Raw genomic sequence first — 17,546 nt, 5'->3', positions numbered from 1 at the left:
ACAGTTCATAGTATGTAAGAACATTTTCCCTTCCGATGTATCTGTATCAATGCCATCCCTAACTGAATTGGCATGCTATTGTGATTAATAAGATACTACCCCATATTTTTCATCAATCATAAAAAACTTCGTGCGAACTATATCACTAAGAAAATAGTCGTCTAAGAAACTCTAGAGATACAAATAGCTTTGTATCGGACACTAATTTTGATAGCATTGATTCACAACTATCTCCCATTCTTTTATTTAAGTGTGAGAATTTAAGCCAAATCACCTTATCGTTTGTCTAATAGATGTACAACTAAAACGAAAGGAGGAATTACGATGAAACTTGAACGTTTAGTAAAGAAAGCACAAAAAGGAAATGATAAAGCCTATGTAATGCTTTTCCAACAGTACGAAGCAGATATTTATCGAATGGCTTATGTCTATGTAAAAAATAAAGAAGATGCATTAGATCTTGTTCAAGAAGTGGCCTATCAGTCATTTAAAAAAATCAGTACATTAAAAAAGCCAGAATTTTTCAAGACATGGCTTATGAAAATTACGATTAATTGTGCACTAAACTTAATCAATAAAAATAAAAAAGTAATTCCGCTAAATTCAAACCTAGACATGCTTATGAGAACAGAAGATGAAGATATTGCACTGACTTTATCTTTAAACAATCTGATTGATACTTTACAAGAGGATGAAAAGAGTGTCATTTTACTAAAATATTATGATGATCGGACATTAAAGGAAATTTCGGAGATATTAGATATCCCACTAGGAACCGCAAAATCTGTCCTATACCGCGCTCTAGATAAGCTTCGTCAAAATTTAAAGGAGGTAGATAGCTATGCATAATCATCTTAAACAAGAGCTTTCACAAATTGACATCCCTGCAGAAATCCATGAAAGAAGTAAATTGGGCATTAAAAAAGCAAAATCTGAAAGAGGCGGTAAATTGAATCGTTTTGTAAAAAAACGATTAGCTATCGCTGTGATTTCCGCTACGTTAATGATTCCAACAGGCGTATTTGCTTATCAAGCATTACTTGCCGATGAATTATATGGTTCTTTTGATAATCTAAAAAAACATGCTGCGAATGTGACAATGGAAAGTTACTTATTATTCAATGCCAAACTCGATCAGGCAAAAGGTGACCTCGGAAAAGAAGAGTATGAACAATTTAAAGAATTACTAAATGTCTTTACAAGTGCCAAAATTGAATATGGTAATCACAATGGCAACATCGATTATTCTCAAGTTCCCGTAGAGCCATTAGAGGACATTAAAGCCGCTATGTATGAAGTGCAACCATACTTTGACAAATTGAACGGTCTCCCATCAAGTAAAGACGTTTTAACGGCTGAAGAATATGAACAATATATACAAGCCCTCATGACCTATGAAACGACGATGGCACAACTAGGCGTTTCAAGTGTTCCAGATGTCGAGAAAATGCCTAAAGAAATGCAACAGCAATTCATCGAAGCTCAAAATTATTTACAATATGTAAATGACAAGCAGGTTGAAGTGAAAATTGACTTGGGAACTGAATAATAACAAGAAAACAGCTTGGGACAAAAGAGAAAAAGTGTTAGATTGATGGCAGTCAAGCTAACACTTTTTTGCTACGCCGTTGTTGGCCGCTTCGGTGGTGCTTTCCGCTCAACACAGTAAGCCGCAACCCACGCTAATGCGCGGAATGCCCGCGTCTTACGCTGTGTGCGTTCTGAGCAGGAGTCAACGCCTTCGCTACCAACAACTAGTAAACCCTTCTAATTTTTTATTTATTGCAAAAGCAAGAATAGCTAAGTTCTCCATATAGCAAAAATTTATGAATACCTTTCCTCTGTTCCTTAAATTTTTTTAGTTATGCCCCAGCCTCGTTCTATATTTCTACGCCTAATCGAAGCCGATGACGCAACACTTCTACGCTGTGTTGCGTCATAATTTTAGTAGTACGCTTCAATTCCCTTAATCAATGTATAAAGCAAATAATGTTGCAACTTATAGGTGCAAACGTAACGTCATAAAGTGTAAAATATCCACTATAATTAAGTTGTATAATGTTGTTGCCCAACTAATAGTAGTTGGCAGTGTCATCAATATCTTTTCTTCGTGGTTTTTGAGCTGTTGTGCTATATTCAAAGTGTCAGGAGTGAGTTGATTGAAAAAGTTATTCACAATTACCGCAATAATTCTTGTTTTACTCGGAGCAGCTGGCTATGCCATGTGGCATTTTGGGACAAATATTGCTTCCGAAAAAATTATCGAAAAAGTAGAGTCTACTGTAGATGACGAAAATCTAGCAGAAGTAAAATCCTATATCGAGAACGATCCGAAAGTTCAAGAAATTATAAGCGAGGCAGCAACTACAAATCCGGAAACTCTTCCCTTCCAAACTAAGGAAGAAGCGATACGTGTGTTAATAAAAAAAGTGGGCGTTAATCGTTTATTTGAAATTCAGGAACAAGCGCAAAACGGTTCAATTAGCGAGGATCAAATCTTAGCGGAAATGGAAGGTAAACTGTCTGAAGATGAAATTTCTGCTTTAAAATATGTTTTGTATAAAGAATTGACTAAATAAAACTAGCCATTTAAATGTTTAAATTGAATAAAAGTAGAGATGCTAAGAAAACACAGCTATTTTTATTTCTTACACTAACGCCAACCACTCAAAAGAGTCACAGTAAAAAGTGGTTGTGGTAACCCATTTGGTGCTGGTGGTTCTAATGATATGGACTCGATTCCTCTTTAGTGGAATCGAGTCTTTTTTAGATACTACAACCAAGCACCAATAAATCATGGTTCCTCTAACAAATCCTCATTTCCGACCTCCGCCATGCTATTTTATAACCTACCAACGCATGCAACTCCGAAACGAGCTAACCTAGTCCAATCATAAAAGGACAAAATTTGAAAATAAACTATATGAAAACACTATTTTTAAAAATAGGGATAATTACCAATAATAAATTGACAATTTAATTACTACGTTGTATGGTTAGTTACATAAGTAACGAACCAATTAACTAGGAGGTGGATTGTGATTTATTCGTTAAGCAATGAAAAACCAATCTTCCAGCAAATTCGTGAACGGGTTGAAGACGCCATTCTTGATGGGCAACTACAGTCTGAAGATCGCATTCCATCAACCAATGAATTTGCCAAAGAGTATCAAATAAATCCTGCAACAGCAGGCAAGGGTGTGAACGAATTAGTGGAAAAAGGTGTCATTTATAAAAAACGAGGCGTAGGCATGTTTGTCAGTATGGATGCACGTAAAATTTTAATAGCAGAACGTAAGGAAAACTTTTTTGCACAACATATTGAACCGTTGAAAAAAGAGGCGGTTCGCTTAGGCATCTCTGATGAAGAATTACAAAATATGTTACAGAGGGGATAATTTATGAAGATTGATGTGAGAAATGTTAGCAAATTATATAAACAGAAACATGCTTTAAAAAATGTGTCATTTACGATTGAAGGACCAAAAATCATCGGTTTCTTAGGTCATAATGGCGCTGGTAAAACAACATTTTTAAATTTATTAGCAGGGCTTATTCCTACAACTGAAGGTCATATACGCATCAATGGCGAGAATGTTTTCAATGCACCTGCTATATTGCGTAACATTTGTTTTGTTGCAGAGAGTGGCAATTTTCAAGAAGATATGACGGTCGCACAATGTTTAAAGGCTAATCGTTTTTTCTATCCAAAGTGGGATGAAGAACTTGCAAATGAGCTTCTTCAAGTGTTTGCCCTTAACCCTAAAGATAAAGTGCGCAATTTATCGAAAGGGATGGTATCTGCACTCGGTATTATTACGGGGTTTGCTAGTCATGCAGCAATTACCATTTTCGATGAGCCCTATATTGGCTTAGACGTAGCTGCACGCAATACATTTTATGATTTACTAATTGATCAACAAATAGAACAACCGAGGCTATTCCTTTTATCGACACATTTAATAGATGAAGCCAGTGAATTGTTCGAAGAAATCCTAATTTTGCAAGAAGGCGAGCTATTGCTGCAAAAAACGGCGGAGCAATGGGATCAGTATATTGTTGCAGTAAAAGGAAATGTTCAGGAAGTTGAACGCGCAATACAAGACTTAGAAGTCATTCACAAGCATATTTTTATGCATGATATGACGGCCGTTGTCTATGCCCACGGTCGTGCAATCGAAGGTGAAAATATTTCATTAGAAAATGTATCTTTACAAGACCTATTAGTGTATTTAAGTAAACAGCAGAAAGAGAGGTTAGTAAAATGAAAACAGTACAAGGTAGCTTATATGTATTCTATCAAAGCTATAAAAAAAGCAATATTATTTTTTGGTGCATTTTATTTGCCATCGTCCTACTGTCATTTTTCATCGATACCTTTTTTGGGCAATATATTACTTTTGCTATGACCATCTCTATACCTGTCTATATTTTTTATAGTACGATGGGGGCCAAAATTTTAAATAAAACATTGCCTTATTTTTTAAAGCTTGGCTTAAGCCGTATGCAGTATGTTTGGAACGTAGGCTTATTTTTCATCGTTTGGAGCCTTATTGGTGCATTTATAATTGCCTGTACACATAAAATGATTACTTTTCTATCAAATCTATTAGATTATCAAAACATGGTCATTATTCACCCTCTCTTCTTTTTTAGCAGTTCAGATTCATTTTTTCAGACAATGGCGATAGATACCGTGTTACTACTACTTTGTTTAATCTCAAGCCTGCTTTTAAATGTCGTCTTTTATCGCTTCGGCACATTAGGTGGTTACAGTTTTATTGGAATAATGGCTTTGATTCCGATAATGATGGTAATTTTCGGATGGTACTCACCTCTTTTTATGACATTATCGAAAGCCTCCACTTTGCAAATAATCGGTAGCTTATTAGTGATGATTATTATTATTTATATTGTCATCTCAAGTGCATTACGAAAAGCTCCGGCAATGCCCGCATAAAACCTTGAAGGGATCGACAAAATGAAAAAGATTGTTATGAAAATTGTAGGTATAGAACTGCTTCTTATATTTTTTTATGTTGCAAATGGGGCTTACGTTTCCATTCAACAACCTTCTAATCCGTTTTGGCAGTTTGTTATATTGATTCCTTTAGCAATCGCTCTCGTTCTTTATATAACGGCAAAAAAGAAATGGCGTCATTACTTCTTTATTCCGATTAATATCGGAAATATATTTGTCTACTTACCCCTAATTTTCGTATTATGTATTATTTTATTTGGTACAAAAGGTTTGAATTTCGATTCTATTAGTGATTTATTACTCATGTTTTTCATGCAAATGTTTGTTGTTGCTTTTATTGAAGAAACCGTTTTTAGAGGCATCTTACTTCGCTTATTATTATCTAAAGGAACTTTTACTGCTATTTCGCTTTCGAGCATTCTTTTTGGCGTGACACATGCATTGCAGCTTATTGGGGGGCAATCGCTCGAAGATACCGTTATACAAATTATTTATGCCCTTCTTGTAGGTCTCGTTCTATCGTTACTTATTATCGATGGTCAATCTATTATTTTGACGATTACCTTCCATGGTTTCAATAATTTCTTTAATTTTATGGGAAATGCAGAAAGTTCCATGCTAACAGCGTATCTTATCATCATTGTATTATTTGTTTATTTGTTATTTTTATGGAGACGCGTTAAGAAAAAGGCATCGGTACAATCACTTCGGAGTAGCAGTCCTTTACACGATTTCAACCGTTCCTAATAGATATGACACATTGTAAAGAGAGGATAAAAATGAAAAAAACTGCCGTACTTTTATATCCACAATTCAGTGAATATGAATTAAGTGTAGCATTATCCATATTAATGCAAGGGAAAAAACCTATCGTAACGGTTGGCTTAAATCATCATCATAAGATTCAAGGCGAATCTGGTTTAACCTGTCTAGCTGATAGGCAATTAAGCGATATTAATATAGAGGAGATTGATAGTCTCTTATTACCTGGCTGCATGGATATTGGAACATTAGTAGATGAGCAAGAATTATTATATTTTATTCAGACATTGGATTCACAAGGCGCAGTCATAGCTAGTATTTCAAGTTCCCCTTATCTTTTAGCCAAGGCAGGTGTACTAAAGAATAAATACTATACAGTTGGTTTACCACTTGAAGGCATGAAACAATTGGGTGTTTTTGATCTTAGCTATTACTCTGATGAACTAATCGTTCAGGATGGTAGGATTATCACTGCGAGAGGTAGAGGTTTTATTCAGTTTGGTTTAGCCTTTGGTAAAGCGTTACAGCTGGATTTTGATGAACAATGGTATAAATAACGGTGCCTGTCACTCGAACAATTTTGAATTCTTTTTTAATTCATATAAATATAAAATTAAAGGATAGTTCACGCCAATAGCTAGGCTTCAGAACTATCCTTTATTCGTCTTCATGAAACTTTTATTTAACAGCTGGATCTTCGTTTCTTTGCTGTTTACAAAGTAATACTATTCGTAAAATGACAAATAGCCTAAATCCCTTTTTGACATTTCACCAAATTACTTTTTCAAATTAACATCACAGGAGCAAGAAAATTCATGCTATTGGGGCGTTTAAGAGATTTAACTAGCCCTTAATAGGCATACAAATAGACCATTTAGTCTTACATCTCATATGTTAATTATGAACCACAACTTATCAAAACAGGAGGTAATAACATGTTTAATCGTAAGCGTCACCATGGAAGAGGACCACAATGCTGCCCACCACAAACAATGCCAACACAATTTGACCCACCACAATTTTTACCGCCAGAGCAATATGTACGCACAAATTACATTCATACAGTTGTACCACACGTTCAACCAGCACATATTACAACAGTGAACAAACATATCATCGATCATCAATACTACTTCCCTTGCACAGAGAACGTAGTAAATGAATGCTGTGAAAATCATACACTATGTGGTATGCCACATAATCACTGCCATATGCCACAACAACATATGGGTCACCATAAACATATGGGCATGGGGTATTAATTTATATGCGATGAGACACTTGATGTCTCATCGCTTTTCTTAAATAGACCACATTATTTTTCGCCTGCTGTTTTTACTTGATTCCGACCTGCTTGCTTAGCAAGATACAATGCTCCATCTGCCGCTTCAATTAATGCTTCTGTTGTACTAGCCATTTTAGGATACTCTGCCACTCCCGCTGATAGCGTTACTGGACGACCACAAGGACTATTCGAATTTGCTAACTGTTGTCTTAAATTTTCCGCTACAATTACTGCTTCTTTAACAGTCGTATTAGGTAATAGAATGATAAATTCCTCACCGCCATAACGACAACAAATATCGTTTTCACGTGCCACTGCTTTCATTTTTTGGGCTAAATATTGTAGTACTTTATCTCCCATTGCATGGCCATAGGTATCGTTGACGCTCTTGAAATGATCCAAATCGAGTAAAATAATTGAATGCATCAATTGATTTTTCTCCCATTCAGATAGCGTAGCATCCATTGTTCGTCGGTTTGTTACCCCAGTTAAAGGGTCGGTTGTCGACTGATCTTTAAAATAGGAAACTTGCCCTTGCAAAAAGGACAAACTTCGAATAAGTGCACTCTTTAAATAATATGCTTCAAAATACCAACTGCGTACGGACTTTAACCCTTCAACACTTCTGGAATCTAAGCTCTCTTCTGTTAATGTTGCCAGCTGCTGCAACGGGCGGGCAATTCGCGCTGCGGTCCATAATAAAACAAAAATCGACAACAGCATAAGAGGTATTGCATTAATCGCTACTTCCTGTACTCGATCAAACGAAGGCTCTAGCGCTACTTCTAATGGTCGTTGAGAAATGACACCCCAACCAGTTATCGGTACTACACTATATCCAGCCAACATTTCAATATTTTTCGTATTCGTGACTAGCTGTGCACCATTTTTTCCTGATATTACTGCTTTCACTACTTTATTTTCCATTACAACATCATTGATACGACTTGAATCTTGATGGTAGATAATACGTCCATCTGCATCTACTACAAACACATAAGAACCGTCATTATAATAATGCTCCCCTAACAGCAAATTAAATACATTATGTTCTTTTAAATAAATTGTACCTGCTACCATTCCTAAGTATTCGTTCTGCGCTGAAAATATAGGATACGAGATAAAAATAATAAGTCTCCCTGTAATCCCTTTATATGGTTTCGATACGAGAGGCGTTTTTTTGGATAACGCCTCTTTCCCTCCTACAGAGGTCAAATACTTTCCTTTTACATCTACAGAAGGTGGTGAAACTGACAGTACTAGACCATCCGCATTCGATACTATAACGGAGTTAAACATATTATTTTGCATTTTCAATCGGTCTGTTTCTTTATCCAATGCTGCTTCATCGCCCATAATTGATTCCATATGATCTGCGCTGTAACCTAAAATTTGAAAGGCTTCTTCTAAGTAGGCGCTTGCGGTAGTTGCCAATTTTTGAGCATATACACGATTTGTTTCAAGTGAATTTTCCTTGATGGAATCCACATTCATACGATAACCACTCCATATGCTACCGATGCTTGTGAAAAAAAACGCTGCCATTGCTAAACCCATTATTAAATGCTTTAGCCTTAACTGTCTTGATTTCATGGTCTTCTTTTACTCCTATTTATGTATTTTGACTAGCTATTACTTAAGTTAAAAGACGCATATTTCTTAATCTATTAAAACACATATATCATTTTATTTTACAATTTATTTGTATATATTTAAAGTTATTGTAAAAGCAATATTGTCAAAGGCCTATATAATTCTTAAAAAACAAAACTATTATCATAATTTGGACATAAAAAATTACTATAACCTTAGTTATAAATTTTATTGTCAGTATATTTTCGTATTTTTTAATAAGTATTTGCTGATAACATCTTAAGTAATTGCTAAAAAAATCTTATTAAGCTTCCTATGTGAATTGCACAGACGTAAGATACAATAAGAGCTGCATTTTCCCCTTTCGTTAGCACTTATCATTCAATTATATAATAATCCCTTACTGATTTGCGGGAAAAATCCAATTGAATAAATAAGCGCAAAAAAAGACTATTTACAATCATTGCAAATAGTCTTTTTCTTTTATATTTCTCCTTTTCGGACATGCTCAATTAATCTTTCTAGGTATTGTATGGAGCCCTGTATTCTAAAATTCGCATAATCGCTAACAAATTCAGCCAGCACTTCTACTCCTGGTTTCATAAACTGTTGTCTATCTGAATTAAAGAGATTATCCCATTTTGAATGCATCGCGTTTAACTTTTTTTCTAAAATATGAATAACCCGATCGCGGTCAACATGTTTCATATTGGCTAAACCAATAACCATATCACCAATTGTGTTTGCATTTTCAAGCGATTTATAAATCTTTTTTGGCAAGGCTTCGCGTCCTTTTTCCGTTATAGCAAAAACGTGCTTATCTGGTCGATTGTCTTCTTTTATAACTTCTTTCGTCTCGATTAGTCCTTGCTTCGCTAACGATTCAAAATGATAGTATAACTTACTTTCCGTTAAACCATTAATTGAGTCAAGAGACTGTAATTCAGAGATTTGTTTTTTTAAATTATAAGGATAATTATCTTCTTCCATAAGCTTGCTAAGAATGAAAATTTGAATTGCCATTATTTCAGCTCCTTAGGCAAATATTAGTTCCATTTTATCAAAACTAATGATTTACTTCATCAGAATTTTAAGCACTTATTTCTTTGCTCTATTTTTCTACAGTTATTGGTAGTGGTTTATGAAGCATCCAAACGATCAGCACATTTATAACCATCGCTACAAATCCAACTGTTGTTAATCCTAAAATAAAAGGTGTGGCACTAATACTACCAAAAATATTGCTAAAGTATGCTTGAACAGAATAATACATTGGTGAAATATGGCTAATCCACTCATACGGTAAATACATCATTTCACGAGATATTGTTGCACCGTTAGCGATTGTCTGAATTAATAAAATTGGAATGTTTAAAATCATTCCTGCTTCCCCAATTAATAATACAACAACCGCATTGAAGTTAAAGCATGCCCAATAAATTAAAATTTGTTGGCCCAATATTTGGAAGAACACATCCGTTCCCGATAAATCATTGATAGCAAATGACATACCCGTTGATACGAGCCCAGCCAAAATACCAATTAGTATTGCTGTTAATTGCATATAAACGAATAAACGTGTTTTCGTTGCTTTCCCACGATTTGCTTTAAACGCTCCTACTAATTGCATGGCGCCAATCATAGCACCTACATAAAGCGCCATCGTTAAGAACATTGGCAGCATATTGTTATGCATACCGTCTGGCACATCATTCATTGTCTCGATATTTCCTACATAGCTATTTTCAATTTGCTCTGCTAATTTGGCTGCTTGCTCTTGTGGTAAATGTAAGTTCATTAAAATCCCTTGCGCTGTTTGTTGTGAAAACTGTGCACTTAGTTGCTCATTTAGTTGCATAACAATTTGTTGCATAGAGGATGATACAGCGGTTGCACTTGCTTCGTTAATGGAGAAATCAATGCTTGATGAAACATCTCCTTTTTGTAAATCAGCAGAAAATGTCTCTGGAATATGAACGACTAATGCTAAGTCGTTTTTCTCTAAATCTTTTAATGCCTCTTTATTAGTAATATCTGTTTGAATATCCTTAAATGGAAGCTGTTCTGTTAAGCTATCAGCTATTTGAGCACCATATTCCCCTTTATCATCATTAATTATCGCAATCGGTAATGCATCAATATTGCCAGGTATCGCTGTGTAACCTGGTAGGAAGATACCTAACATACATACAGCATAAAAGATCCCCATAAAAATAGAGCCCTTGGCACCTTTCGTTTTTAAAAATTCTTTAAACTTCATTAAATTAGTACTTCCTTTCTACGAACACCTAGTCTATTTATAATCTAAACAAAATAGTTTAATTTAAGTAGTTTAATTAAACCGTGAGTGTAATTCTACAAAAATACCGTTTACTTTGCAATGAATACATATAGCTAGCTATCATTAATTTTTTACTATTTGTCCAAACTGTGAAGTAGGAATTGCATGTTTTTAACATTTCAAAAAGTGAATAACAGCAGCTTACAATCCATTGCGCAACAAAAAAGCATTGCAGTTAATAACTCCAATGCTTTTTATAGCGTATAGCTCCCCATGGGCACTACCTATTCATCTCGTTAAATAAATCATAGCCATAAAATAAAAATTTTAATTTTACTTTTATGATACATTGTTCAATTCTTCTATTTTTTTCTTCTTCAGAATACTCCATTGGCATTTTTACACAAACACCCAAATCGATCCACTTGATTATTTCTTTTTGTTTATCCCAATAGATATGTTCTAGTTTAAAATCAAAATCATATCGATTAACACTCATCATTTCTTTTTTGGCTTTAATCAATTGATTAAGAATTTTTCTTAATTCTTCCAAACTTATACCTTCTTTTAGCATCTCCAGAAGTGTTTTACCTTTTGCTTTTTCTATAAATAAGTAATCTCTTTTTTTATAAGCGAACATTTTAGGAAAATATGGACTATCATGTAACTCCAACAGAGCACAAATATCATTATCACCTTTTCCTTCAGGTAATAACTTCTTTAATATCATTTCATTTTCTTTATCCTCAAAAACAATGGAACGTCTTCTAGAATTTTGTATAATTTTCACATCTTTATTTAATACTCTTTTAAAGTTATATAAGTAAATTGAATTCTTACTTTCTTTCGGTAGCTTATGAAAAAATTTTGTTATTTGCACAGTCAATGCTCCTTTCATCCATAAAAAAATTTTAAAAAATATTTGGTTATTATTCAATAATTAACAAAAATGTTTTTTTAAAATAATTAAAAACTATATTTTAGGAGTGTCAAAATAGCTGTGGGTTTGACAAAAGGATTTGTGGGCAAAAAAAAACGTTGGAGCCCATGAGCTCCAACGTTTTTTTGATTAATACATTTTTAAATATTGGTCGCGTTCCCATTGGTGTACGGTTGTACGGTACATATCGAACTCGATTTCTTTTGCTTCTTTGAAGTTTGCGTAAATGTGTTCACCTAAAGCTGATTGAGCCACTTTATCTTGTGCAAGTAATGTTAACGCATCGTCAAGTGCTGGTGGTAAATTTGCAATACCATTTGCTTTGCGCTCTTCTTCTGTCATTACATAGATATTGCGGTTAATCGCTGCTGGTGGCGTTAATTGTTGACGGATACCTTCTAGACCCGCTTCTAAAATAACAGCCATCGCTAAATATGGGTTTGCTGAAGGATCCACTGAACGTACTTCTACACGAGTTGAAAGTCCACGTGCAGATGGAATACGAATAAGTGGTGAACGGTTTTGTGCAGACCATGCAACATAACATGGCGCTTCATAACCTGGAACTAAACGCTTATAAGAGTTTACTGTTGGGTTTGTTACAGCTGTGAATCCTTGTACGTGTGCAAGAACACCTGCCATAAATTGCATTGCTGTTTCAGAAAGACCTAGCTCTGTAGATTCATCGTAAAATGCATTTTCTTTACCTTTAAATAAAGATACGTTGAAGTGCATACCAGAGCCTGCTTCACCAAACAATGGTTTTGGCATAAATGTAGCATGTAGGCCGTGTTTACGTGCAATTGTTTTAACAACTAGTTTGAATGTTTGGATGTTGTCACAAGCTGTAATAGCATCTGCATATTTAAAGTCGATTTCATGTTGACCTGGTGCTACTTCATGGTGTGAAGCTTCGATTTCAAAGCCCATTTCTTCAAGCTCTAACACGATATCACGACGACAGTTTTCACCTAAATCTGTAGGCGCTAAGTCAAAATAACCACCGTGGTCATTTACTTCTAATGTAGGTTCACCTTTTGCATCTAATTTAAATAAGAAGAATTCTGGCTCAGGTCCTAAGTTGAAGCTTGTGAAGCCCATATCTTCCATTTTTTTAAGGATACGTTTTAAGTTGTTACGTGGGTCACCAGCGAATGGTTCGCCTTTTGCAGTGTATACGTCACAGATGAAACGTGCTACTTTCCCTTTTTCTGAAGTCCAAGGGAACACTACGAAAGAATCTAAATCAGGATATAAATACATATCCGATTCTTCAATACGCACGAAGCCTTCAATGGATGAGCCATCGAACATCATTTTGTTTTCTAGTGCTTTGTCTAGTTGACTAACAGGAATTTCAACGTTTTTAATAGTACCTAGAATATCCGTAAATTGTAAACGAATGAAACTTACATTTTTCTCCTCGATTAAACGCTTGATGTCGTCTTTTGTGTATTTACCCACAGTTTTCCACACTCCTATAAATTGTCTTGCTTATATCATTACCCTACCCTACTAAAAAAATAATAAACTGATTGTAATTTGAACCATTTCGTATTTATTTTAATAGAATCGGGATAAATCCCCACGTCGGATGGATGATTTTTGCATGCGCTGCGCTTGACGCATTTCTTCGCGCATAATCCGACGTAATTCTGTGTCGGTTAAATCTGGTTCTTCAGCGGCAACAGGATCTGATTTTTTGGCAAATATTTTTTTAATCTTCGCCATATTCATGCCCTGCTCCAAGTAATCTTTTATTTCAAGAAGTATATCGACGTCATTTAATGAAAACATACGACGATTGCCTTCTGTTCGGTGTGGCTCAATTAAATGGTGTTCTTCATAATAACGAATTTGGCGTGCCGAAAGCTCGGTCAATTGCATCACGATACTCATGGATAATAACGGCATAGTTCGTCTAATTTCACGACTCATTTAAGTCCCCCCCAATACCCGCTTATCATATAACGAAAAAAATTCACTGTCAACAAAGATGTTAGGTTTCCTAACATGGTTTTTTAATTTTTTTTAGAATTGATGCAAAATTGTTAAAAACTAGTCAAAATATCTGAACGAAACATACACATTTACAGTTTATCTATTTATATACAAGACAAGCCCCATCACGAATCTGTAATGGGGCCTTACTAATAAAGTCTATTTTTGCAAGCCTTGAACTGCGCTACAAATAGCAAATTTCACGTGCTCATATGTCAATCCACCTTGAATAAATGCTGTAAACGGTGGACGAATTGGACCGTCTGCTGTCAGTTCAATACTCGAACCTTGAATAAATGTCCCTGCCGCCATAATAACATCATCCTCGTAGCCTGGCATATAAGCAGGCTCTGGTGCATAATGCGCATTAATTGGAGAGTTCGCTTGAATTTCACGACAGAAAGCAACCATTTGCTCGGCTGTGTTAAACGATACCGATTGAATTAAATCTGTACGTTCAGCATGGTAACTTGGGAATGTCGTCATGCCTACTTCCTCTAACATAGCCGCTGTGAAAATCGCACCTTTTAATGCTTGGCTAACTACATGTGGTGCTAGGAAAAAGCCTTGGTAAAAGTCACCCAGCGTATTTAATGTTGCGCCCGCTTCCGCACCAATTCCTGGTGATGTCATACGATAAGCACATTTTTCTACTAAATCAGCTCGTCCTGCAATATAGCCACCTATTTTAGCTAAACCGCCACCTGGATTTTTAATAAGCGAACCAGCCATTAAATCAGCACCTACTTCTGTAGGTTCTTGTGCTTCCACAAATTCTCCATAGCAGTTATCTACAAATATAATAGCATTAGGTGCTAATTCTCGTATCTTGGCACACATTTCTGCAATTTGCGAAATCGTAAAGGATGGACGTGATGCATAGCCTTTTGAACGTTGAATGGCTATCATTTTTGTGTTCGGTGTAATGGCTGCAGCGACTGCCGACCAGTCAACCATTTCGTTATCGATTAAATCTACATGTCGATAACCAATTTTATAGTCCTTTAGCGAGCCCGTATCTTTGTCTCCTCCATCGACAATCGACTGTAATGTGTCATATGGTTGGCCTGATATATAAAGCAATTCATCACCTGGTCGTAACACGCCGAATAGACTAAGCGTAATTGCATGTGTTCCAGATATGATTTGAGGGCGAACAATTGCCGCCTCTGCTCCAAAAACTTCCGCATACACACGTTCAAGATTGTCACGGCCTTCATCATCATAGCCATAGCCATTGGATGGATGTAAATGAAAATCGCTCACTTGATGCGTTCTAAATGCTGAAAGTACTTTTTGTTGGTTGAAGAATGCCATATTTTCTACTTTCGTATGATATGGGCGGACTCTTTCCTCAATTTTTTCCGCTAATGCTAACGTTTCTGCTGTTAAATGGGTTGTAAAAGTCATTGTTTTCGTCTCCGTTTCAAATTGTTCTTTCCTATCTTATCAATTTGTTTGCAACCCTGCAAAAATTGCTATTGTGTCTAGCTGTTAAATACGCTAAGCTAAGGGGCGGACTTACTACAAATTATTCTCGTTTAAGGAGGGAAAGTGATGGCTTGGGAAGTTTTTAGCATCATTGGGACAATTGCCTTCGCTATTTCCGGGGCAATAATTGCAATGGAAGAAGAATACGATTTATTCGGTGTATATATACTTGGCATTGTAACTGCATTCGGTGGCGGTGCCATTCGTAATTTACTTATCGGTTTACCAGTAACAACGTTGTGGGGCCAGGATATGATGTTTCAAATTGCAATCGCTGCCATTACGATATTTTTTATTTTTCCTCATCATCTTATACAGCATTGGCATCGTTGGGGCAATTTCACAGATGCCATCGGCTTATCGGCTTTTGCTATACAAGGTGCATTATATGCAGTGAAACTCAATATGCCCATTAGTGCGGTTATTGTAGCCGCAGTCTTAACTGGTTCAGGTGGTGGGATAGTGCGTGATTTATTGGCAGGACGTAAGCCACTCGTGCTACGTGATGAAATCTACGGTGTCTGGGCAGCACTTGCTGGTCTACTTATTGGATTGGAATTACTAGAAGGGGATATCTTTTTATACGTGTTATTCGGGGTAATTACAATTTTACGAGTTCTTTCATATATGAAGAAATGGCGCTTACCTTTGCGAAAATTGAATCGAGCTTAAGAGACTTTAAAAAAACAGAAAGCGGCTGGGACAAAAGAGAAAAAGTGTTAGATTGAGTGCCATCAATCTAACACTTTTTTGCTGCGCCGTTGTTGTCCGCTTCGGCGGTGCTTTCTGCGGGTACACACGTAAGCCGCAACCCTCGCTAACGCGCAGAATGCCCGCATCTTACAGTGTGTGCGTTCAGAGCAGGAGTCACCGCCTTCGCTACCAACAACTAGTGAATACTTCTATTTTTTCGCAATAACGGACAAGTCCCCATAATAGCAAAAATTTACTAACATCTTTCCTCTGTTCCTTAAATATCCCAGCTTCCTTTTTTGCTATAGACGATTACGCTCTAAATGTTTAGCTAAGATTTTTCCCTATCGGCACTTAACAAATGATTACTTCTCTACCAGCCCGACAGACTCAGCTAATGTCGCCATGTTGCTCACCATAGAGCAAGCTGCATCTAGAATTGGAAAGGTTAATGCTGCACCAGAACCTTCTCCCAATCGCATGTTCATATGAAGCATTGGCTCCACGCCTAGCAGTTTAGCAGCAATTTTTGCCCCCGGTTCTTCAGAGGCATGGGAAGGAATAATATAATCTTGGACTTTCGGTTCTAATTCATAAGCGATAAGAGCAGCGACTGTCGAAATAAAGCCATCAATTACAACGGGCTTACGATTGGCAGCAGCCGCCAGAATTACACCAGCCATCGCACCTATCTCTAACCCACCCACTTTTGCAAGTACATCAATCGCATCATGACGATTCGGTTTGTTTAAGGCAATGGCGTTTTGAATGACTTCAACTTTATGCGCAATTCCTCCTGATCCAACTCCTGCACCGAACCCTGTCACTTCTTGTGGGTGACACGCATGAAGTACAGATAAGATAGCCGCGCTTGGTGTAGTATTACCAATCCCCATTTCACCTGTACCAAGTACATTAACTCCTTGTGCTATTTCGGCCGTAGCTACTTCAATTCCTACTTCAATTGATTGAATGGCTTCTTCCCTTGTCATGGCTGGACCTTTTGCCATGTTATCCGTCCCGTATTTTATTTTTTTCATTATAACACCCGCATCGAGCGGAATATCCTGTTTTACCCCTACGTCCACTGTCACAATTTTGGCATTCGTTATGTTTGCAATAGCACAAACACCTGTTATCCCTTTTGGAAAATTTAATGTTTGAAGAAATGTTACATCTTGCGGATTGGATGTTACGTCTTCATCACACACACCGTGATCGCCTGCACAGACAATAATTGCTTTGTTATCAATTTTAGGATAGAGCTCTCCTGTAATACCAGCCAATTGTACAGCCAGTGATTCAAGTTTTCCTAAGCTACTCGGTGGCTTGCTAAGAGAATCTATATATTCTCTTGCTTTTTCCATCATTTCGTTATTGGCATGTTGAATTTGTTGAAGTGTTTGTTGTAATAATTGCATGTTCATTTCTCCTTTTTAAATAGCCTATTACATAAAGATTGAAATAAAAAAATGGAAAAACCTGTAGTTTATTTCATAACAAATAAACTACAGACTTT

At 36.2% G+C, this 17,546-nt stretch carries 18 protein-coding genes; 10 read left to right on the top strand and 8 right to left on the bottom strand.

Translation table 11 applies throughout. The features are described from left to right. Window positions 1–324 precede the first annotated feature (324 nt). The 9 genes from MKY08_RS05385 to MKY08_RS05345 all read left to right on the top strand — a co-directional run bounded on the left by MKY08_RS05385 (window position 325) and on the right by MKY08_RS05345 (window position 7,005). On the top strand, window positions 325–849 hold the full coding sequence (locus MKY08_RS05385) for a sigma-70 family RNA polymerase sigma factor (protein ID WP_069509969.1): 525 nt from the start codon (window positions 325–327) through the stop codon (window positions 847–849). After that, entirely contained in the window at window positions 842–1,549 is a 708-nt protein-coding gene (locus MKY08_RS05380) for a DUF3600 domain-containing protein (RefSeq protein WP_069509971.1), read from the top strand. Before MKY08_RS05385 ends, MKY08_RS05380 begins: the two co-directional genes overlap by 8 nt. 610 nt (window positions 1,550–2,159) lie before the next feature. After that, a complete protein-coding gene (locus MKY08_RS05375) occupies window positions 2,160–2,579 on the top strand; it encodes a hypothetical protein (protein ID WP_069509972.1) in 420 nt (139 codons plus the stop codon). Window positions 2,580–3,038: 459 nt separating this feature from the next. Further along, entirely contained in the window at window positions 3,039–3,398 is a 360-nt protein-coding gene (locus tag MKY08_RS05370; protein ID WP_069509974.1) for a GntR family transcriptional regulator, read from the top strand. A gap of 3 nt (window positions 3,399–3,401) precedes the next feature. Beyond that, window positions 3,402–4,268 (top strand): ABC transporter ATP-binding protein, encoded by an 867-nt coding sequence (locus MKY08_RS05365; protein ID WP_069509976.1) that lies wholly within the window; start codon window positions 3,402–3,404, stop codon window positions 4,266–4,268. Beyond that, window positions 4,265–4,960, top strand: a complete 696-nt coding sequence (locus tag MKY08_RS05360) for a hypothetical protein (protein WP_069509978.1) — start codon at window positions 4,265–4,267, stop codon at window positions 4,958–4,960. The genes MKY08_RS05365 and MKY08_RS05360 overlap by 4 nt, the downstream gene beginning before the upstream one ends. Window positions 4,961–4,981: 21 nt before the next feature. After that, a complete protein-coding gene (locus MKY08_RS05355) occupies window positions 4,982–5,728 on the top strand; it encodes a CPBP family intramembrane glutamic endopeptidase (protein WP_069509980.1) in 747 nt (248 codons plus the stop codon). Window positions 5,729–5,760: 32 nt separating this feature from the next. Further along, window positions 5,761–6,300 carry a DJ-1/PfpI family protein gene (locus MKY08_RS05350; protein ID WP_069509983.1) on the top strand — a complete coding sequence of 180 codons (540 nt, stop codon included), beginning with the start codon at window positions 5,761–5,763 and terminating at the stop codon, window positions 6,298–6,300. Between the two features lie 378 nt (window positions 6,301–6,678). Then, a complete protein-coding gene (locus tag MKY08_RS05345; RefSeq protein ID WP_024361604.1) occupies window positions 6,679–7,005 on the top strand; it encodes a CotD family spore coat protein in 327 nt (108 codons plus the stop codon). 53 nt (window positions 7,006–7,058) lie between these two features. On the opposite strand, the gene MKY08_RS05340 is transcribed toward MKY08_RS05345, so the two are convergent. From MKY08_RS05340 to MKY08_RS05310, 7 genes are all read right to left on the bottom strand, one after another. After that, a complete protein-coding gene (locus MKY08_RS05340) occupies window positions 7,059–8,621 on the bottom strand; it encodes a sensor domain-containing diguanylate cyclase (RefSeq protein WP_069509985.1) in 1,563 nt (520 codons plus the stop codon). A gap of 483 nt (window positions 8,622–9,104) precedes the next feature. Further along, complete coding sequence (locus MKY08_RS05335) at window positions 9,105–9,644, bottom strand: PadR family transcriptional regulator (protein ID WP_069509987.1); 540 nt, start codon at window positions 9,642–9,644, stop codon at window positions 9,105–9,107. An 88-nt stretch (window positions 9,645–9,732) separates the two neighbouring features. Beyond that, entirely contained in the window at window positions 9,733–10,881 is a 1,149-nt protein-coding gene (locus MKY08_RS05330; protein ID WP_069509988.1) for an ABC transporter permease, read from the bottom strand. A 301-nt stretch (window positions 10,882–11,182) separates the two neighbouring features. After that, window positions 11,183–11,782: a hypothetical protein gene (locus tag MKY08_RS05325; RefSeq protein ID WP_069509991.1), complete on the bottom strand. Its 600-nt coding sequence runs from the start codon at window positions 11,780–11,782 to the stop codon at window positions 11,183–11,185. Window positions 11,783–11,971: 189 nt separating this feature from the next. After that, on the bottom strand, window positions 11,972–13,306 hold the full coding sequence (gene glnA, locus MKY08_RS05320) for a type I glutamate--ammonia ligase (RefSeq protein ID WP_024361926.1): 1,335 nt from the start codon (window positions 13,304–13,306) through the stop codon (window positions 11,972–11,974). Window positions 13,307–13,405: 99 nt separating this feature from the next. After that, window positions 13,406–13,780, bottom strand: coding sequence for a MerR family transcriptional regulator (locus tag MKY08_RS05315; RefSeq protein WP_069509993.1), 375 nt, complete (start codon window positions 13,778–13,780; stop codon window positions 13,406–13,408). A 222-nt stretch (window positions 13,781–14,002) separates the two neighbouring features. Continuing rightward, window positions 14,003–15,253: a methionine gamma-lyase family protein gene (locus MKY08_RS05310; protein WP_069509995.1), complete on the bottom strand. Its 1,251-nt coding sequence runs from the start codon at window positions 15,251–15,253 to the stop codon at window positions 14,003–14,005. A gap of 147 nt (window positions 15,254–15,400) precedes the next feature. On the opposite strand from MKY08_RS05310, the gene MKY08_RS05305 reads away from it, so the two are divergent. After that, the gene (locus MKY08_RS05305; protein WP_024361929.1) at window positions 15,401–16,006 is read left to right on the top strand and encodes a trimeric intracellular cation channel family protein; all 606 of its coding nucleotides are present in this window, start codon (window positions 15,401–15,403) and stop codon (window positions 16,004–16,006) included. Window positions 16,007–16,392: 386 nt separating this feature from the next. On the opposite strand, the gene cobT is transcribed toward MKY08_RS05305, so the two are convergent. Continuing rightward, window positions 16,393–17,448 (bottom strand): nicotinate-nucleotide--dimethylbenzimidazole phosphoribosyltransferase, encoded by a 1,056-nt coding sequence (gene cobT, locus MKY08_RS05300; RefSeq protein ID WP_069509997.1) that lies wholly within the window; start codon window positions 17,446–17,448, stop codon window positions 16,393–16,395. Between the last annotated feature and the right edge of the window lie 98 nt (window positions 17,449–17,546).

The sequence above is a fragment of the Lysinibacillus sp. FSL M8-0337 genome (genome assembly GCF_038593855.1).
GTDB classification, from domain to species: domain Bacteria; phylum Bacillota; class Bacilli; order Bacillales_A; family Planococcaceae; genus Lysinibacillus; species Lysinibacillus sphaericus_D.
Note: the sequence above shows the minus strand (reverse complement) of the source record. Positions and strands in the feature narration are given on the sequence as shown.

Excerpts from the sequence above, each read along its gene's own strand:
- MKY08_RS05385 (WP_069509969.1), top strand. The coding sequence starts at position 325 with ATGAAACTTGAACGTTTAGTAAAGAAAGCACAAAAAGGAAATGATAAA.
- MKY08_RS05380 (WP_069509971.1), top strand. The coding sequence starts at position 842 with ATGCATAATCATCTTAAACAAGAGCTTTCACAAATTGACATCCCTGCA.
- MKY08_RS05365 (WP_069509976.1), top strand. The coding sequence starts at position 3,402 with ATGAAGATTGATGTGAGAAATGTTAGCAAATTATATAAACAGAAACAT.
- MKY08_RS05360 (WP_069509978.1), top strand. The coding sequence starts at position 4,265 with ATGAAAACAGTACAAGGTAGCTTATATGTATTCTATCAAAGCTATAAA.
- MKY08_RS05355 (WP_069509980.1), top strand. The coding sequence starts at position 4,982 with ATGAAAAAGATTGTTATGAAAATTGTAGGTATAGAACTGCTTCTTATA.
- MKY08_RS05350 (WP_069509983.1), top strand. The coding sequence starts at position 5,761 with ATGAAAAAAACTGCCGTACTTTTATATCCACAATTCAGTGAATATGAA.
- MKY08_RS05345 (WP_024361604.1), top strand. The coding sequence starts at position 6,679 with ATGTTTAATCGTAAGCGTCACCATGGAAGAGGACCACAATGCTGCCCA.
- MKY08_RS05340 (WP_069509985.1), bottom strand. The coding sequence starts at position 8,621 with ATGAAATCAAGACAGTTAAGGCTAAAGCATTTAATAATGGGTTTAGCA.
- MKY08_RS05335 (WP_069509987.1), bottom strand. The coding sequence starts at position 9,644 with ATGGCAATTCAAATTTTCATTCTTAGCAAGCTTATGGAAGAAGATAAT.
- MKY08_RS05330 (WP_069509988.1), bottom strand. The coding sequence starts at position 10,881 with ATGAAGTTTAAAGAATTTTTAAAAACGAAAGGTGCCAAGGGCTCTATT.
- MKY08_RS05315 (WP_069509993.1), bottom strand. The coding sequence starts at position 13,780 with ATGAGTCGTGAAATTAGACGAACTATGCCGTTATTATCCATGAGTATC.
- MKY08_RS05310 (WP_069509995.1), bottom strand. The coding sequence starts at position 15,253 with ATGACTTTTACAACCCATTTAACAGCAGAAACGTTAGCATTAGCGGAA.
- MKY08_RS05305 (WP_024361929.1), top strand. The coding sequence starts at position 15,401 with ATGGCTTGGGAAGTTTTTAGCATCATTGGGACAATTGCCTTCGCTATT.
- cobT (WP_069509997.1), bottom strand. The coding sequence starts at position 17,448 with ATGCAATTATTACAACAAACACTTCAACAAATTCAACATGCCAATAAC.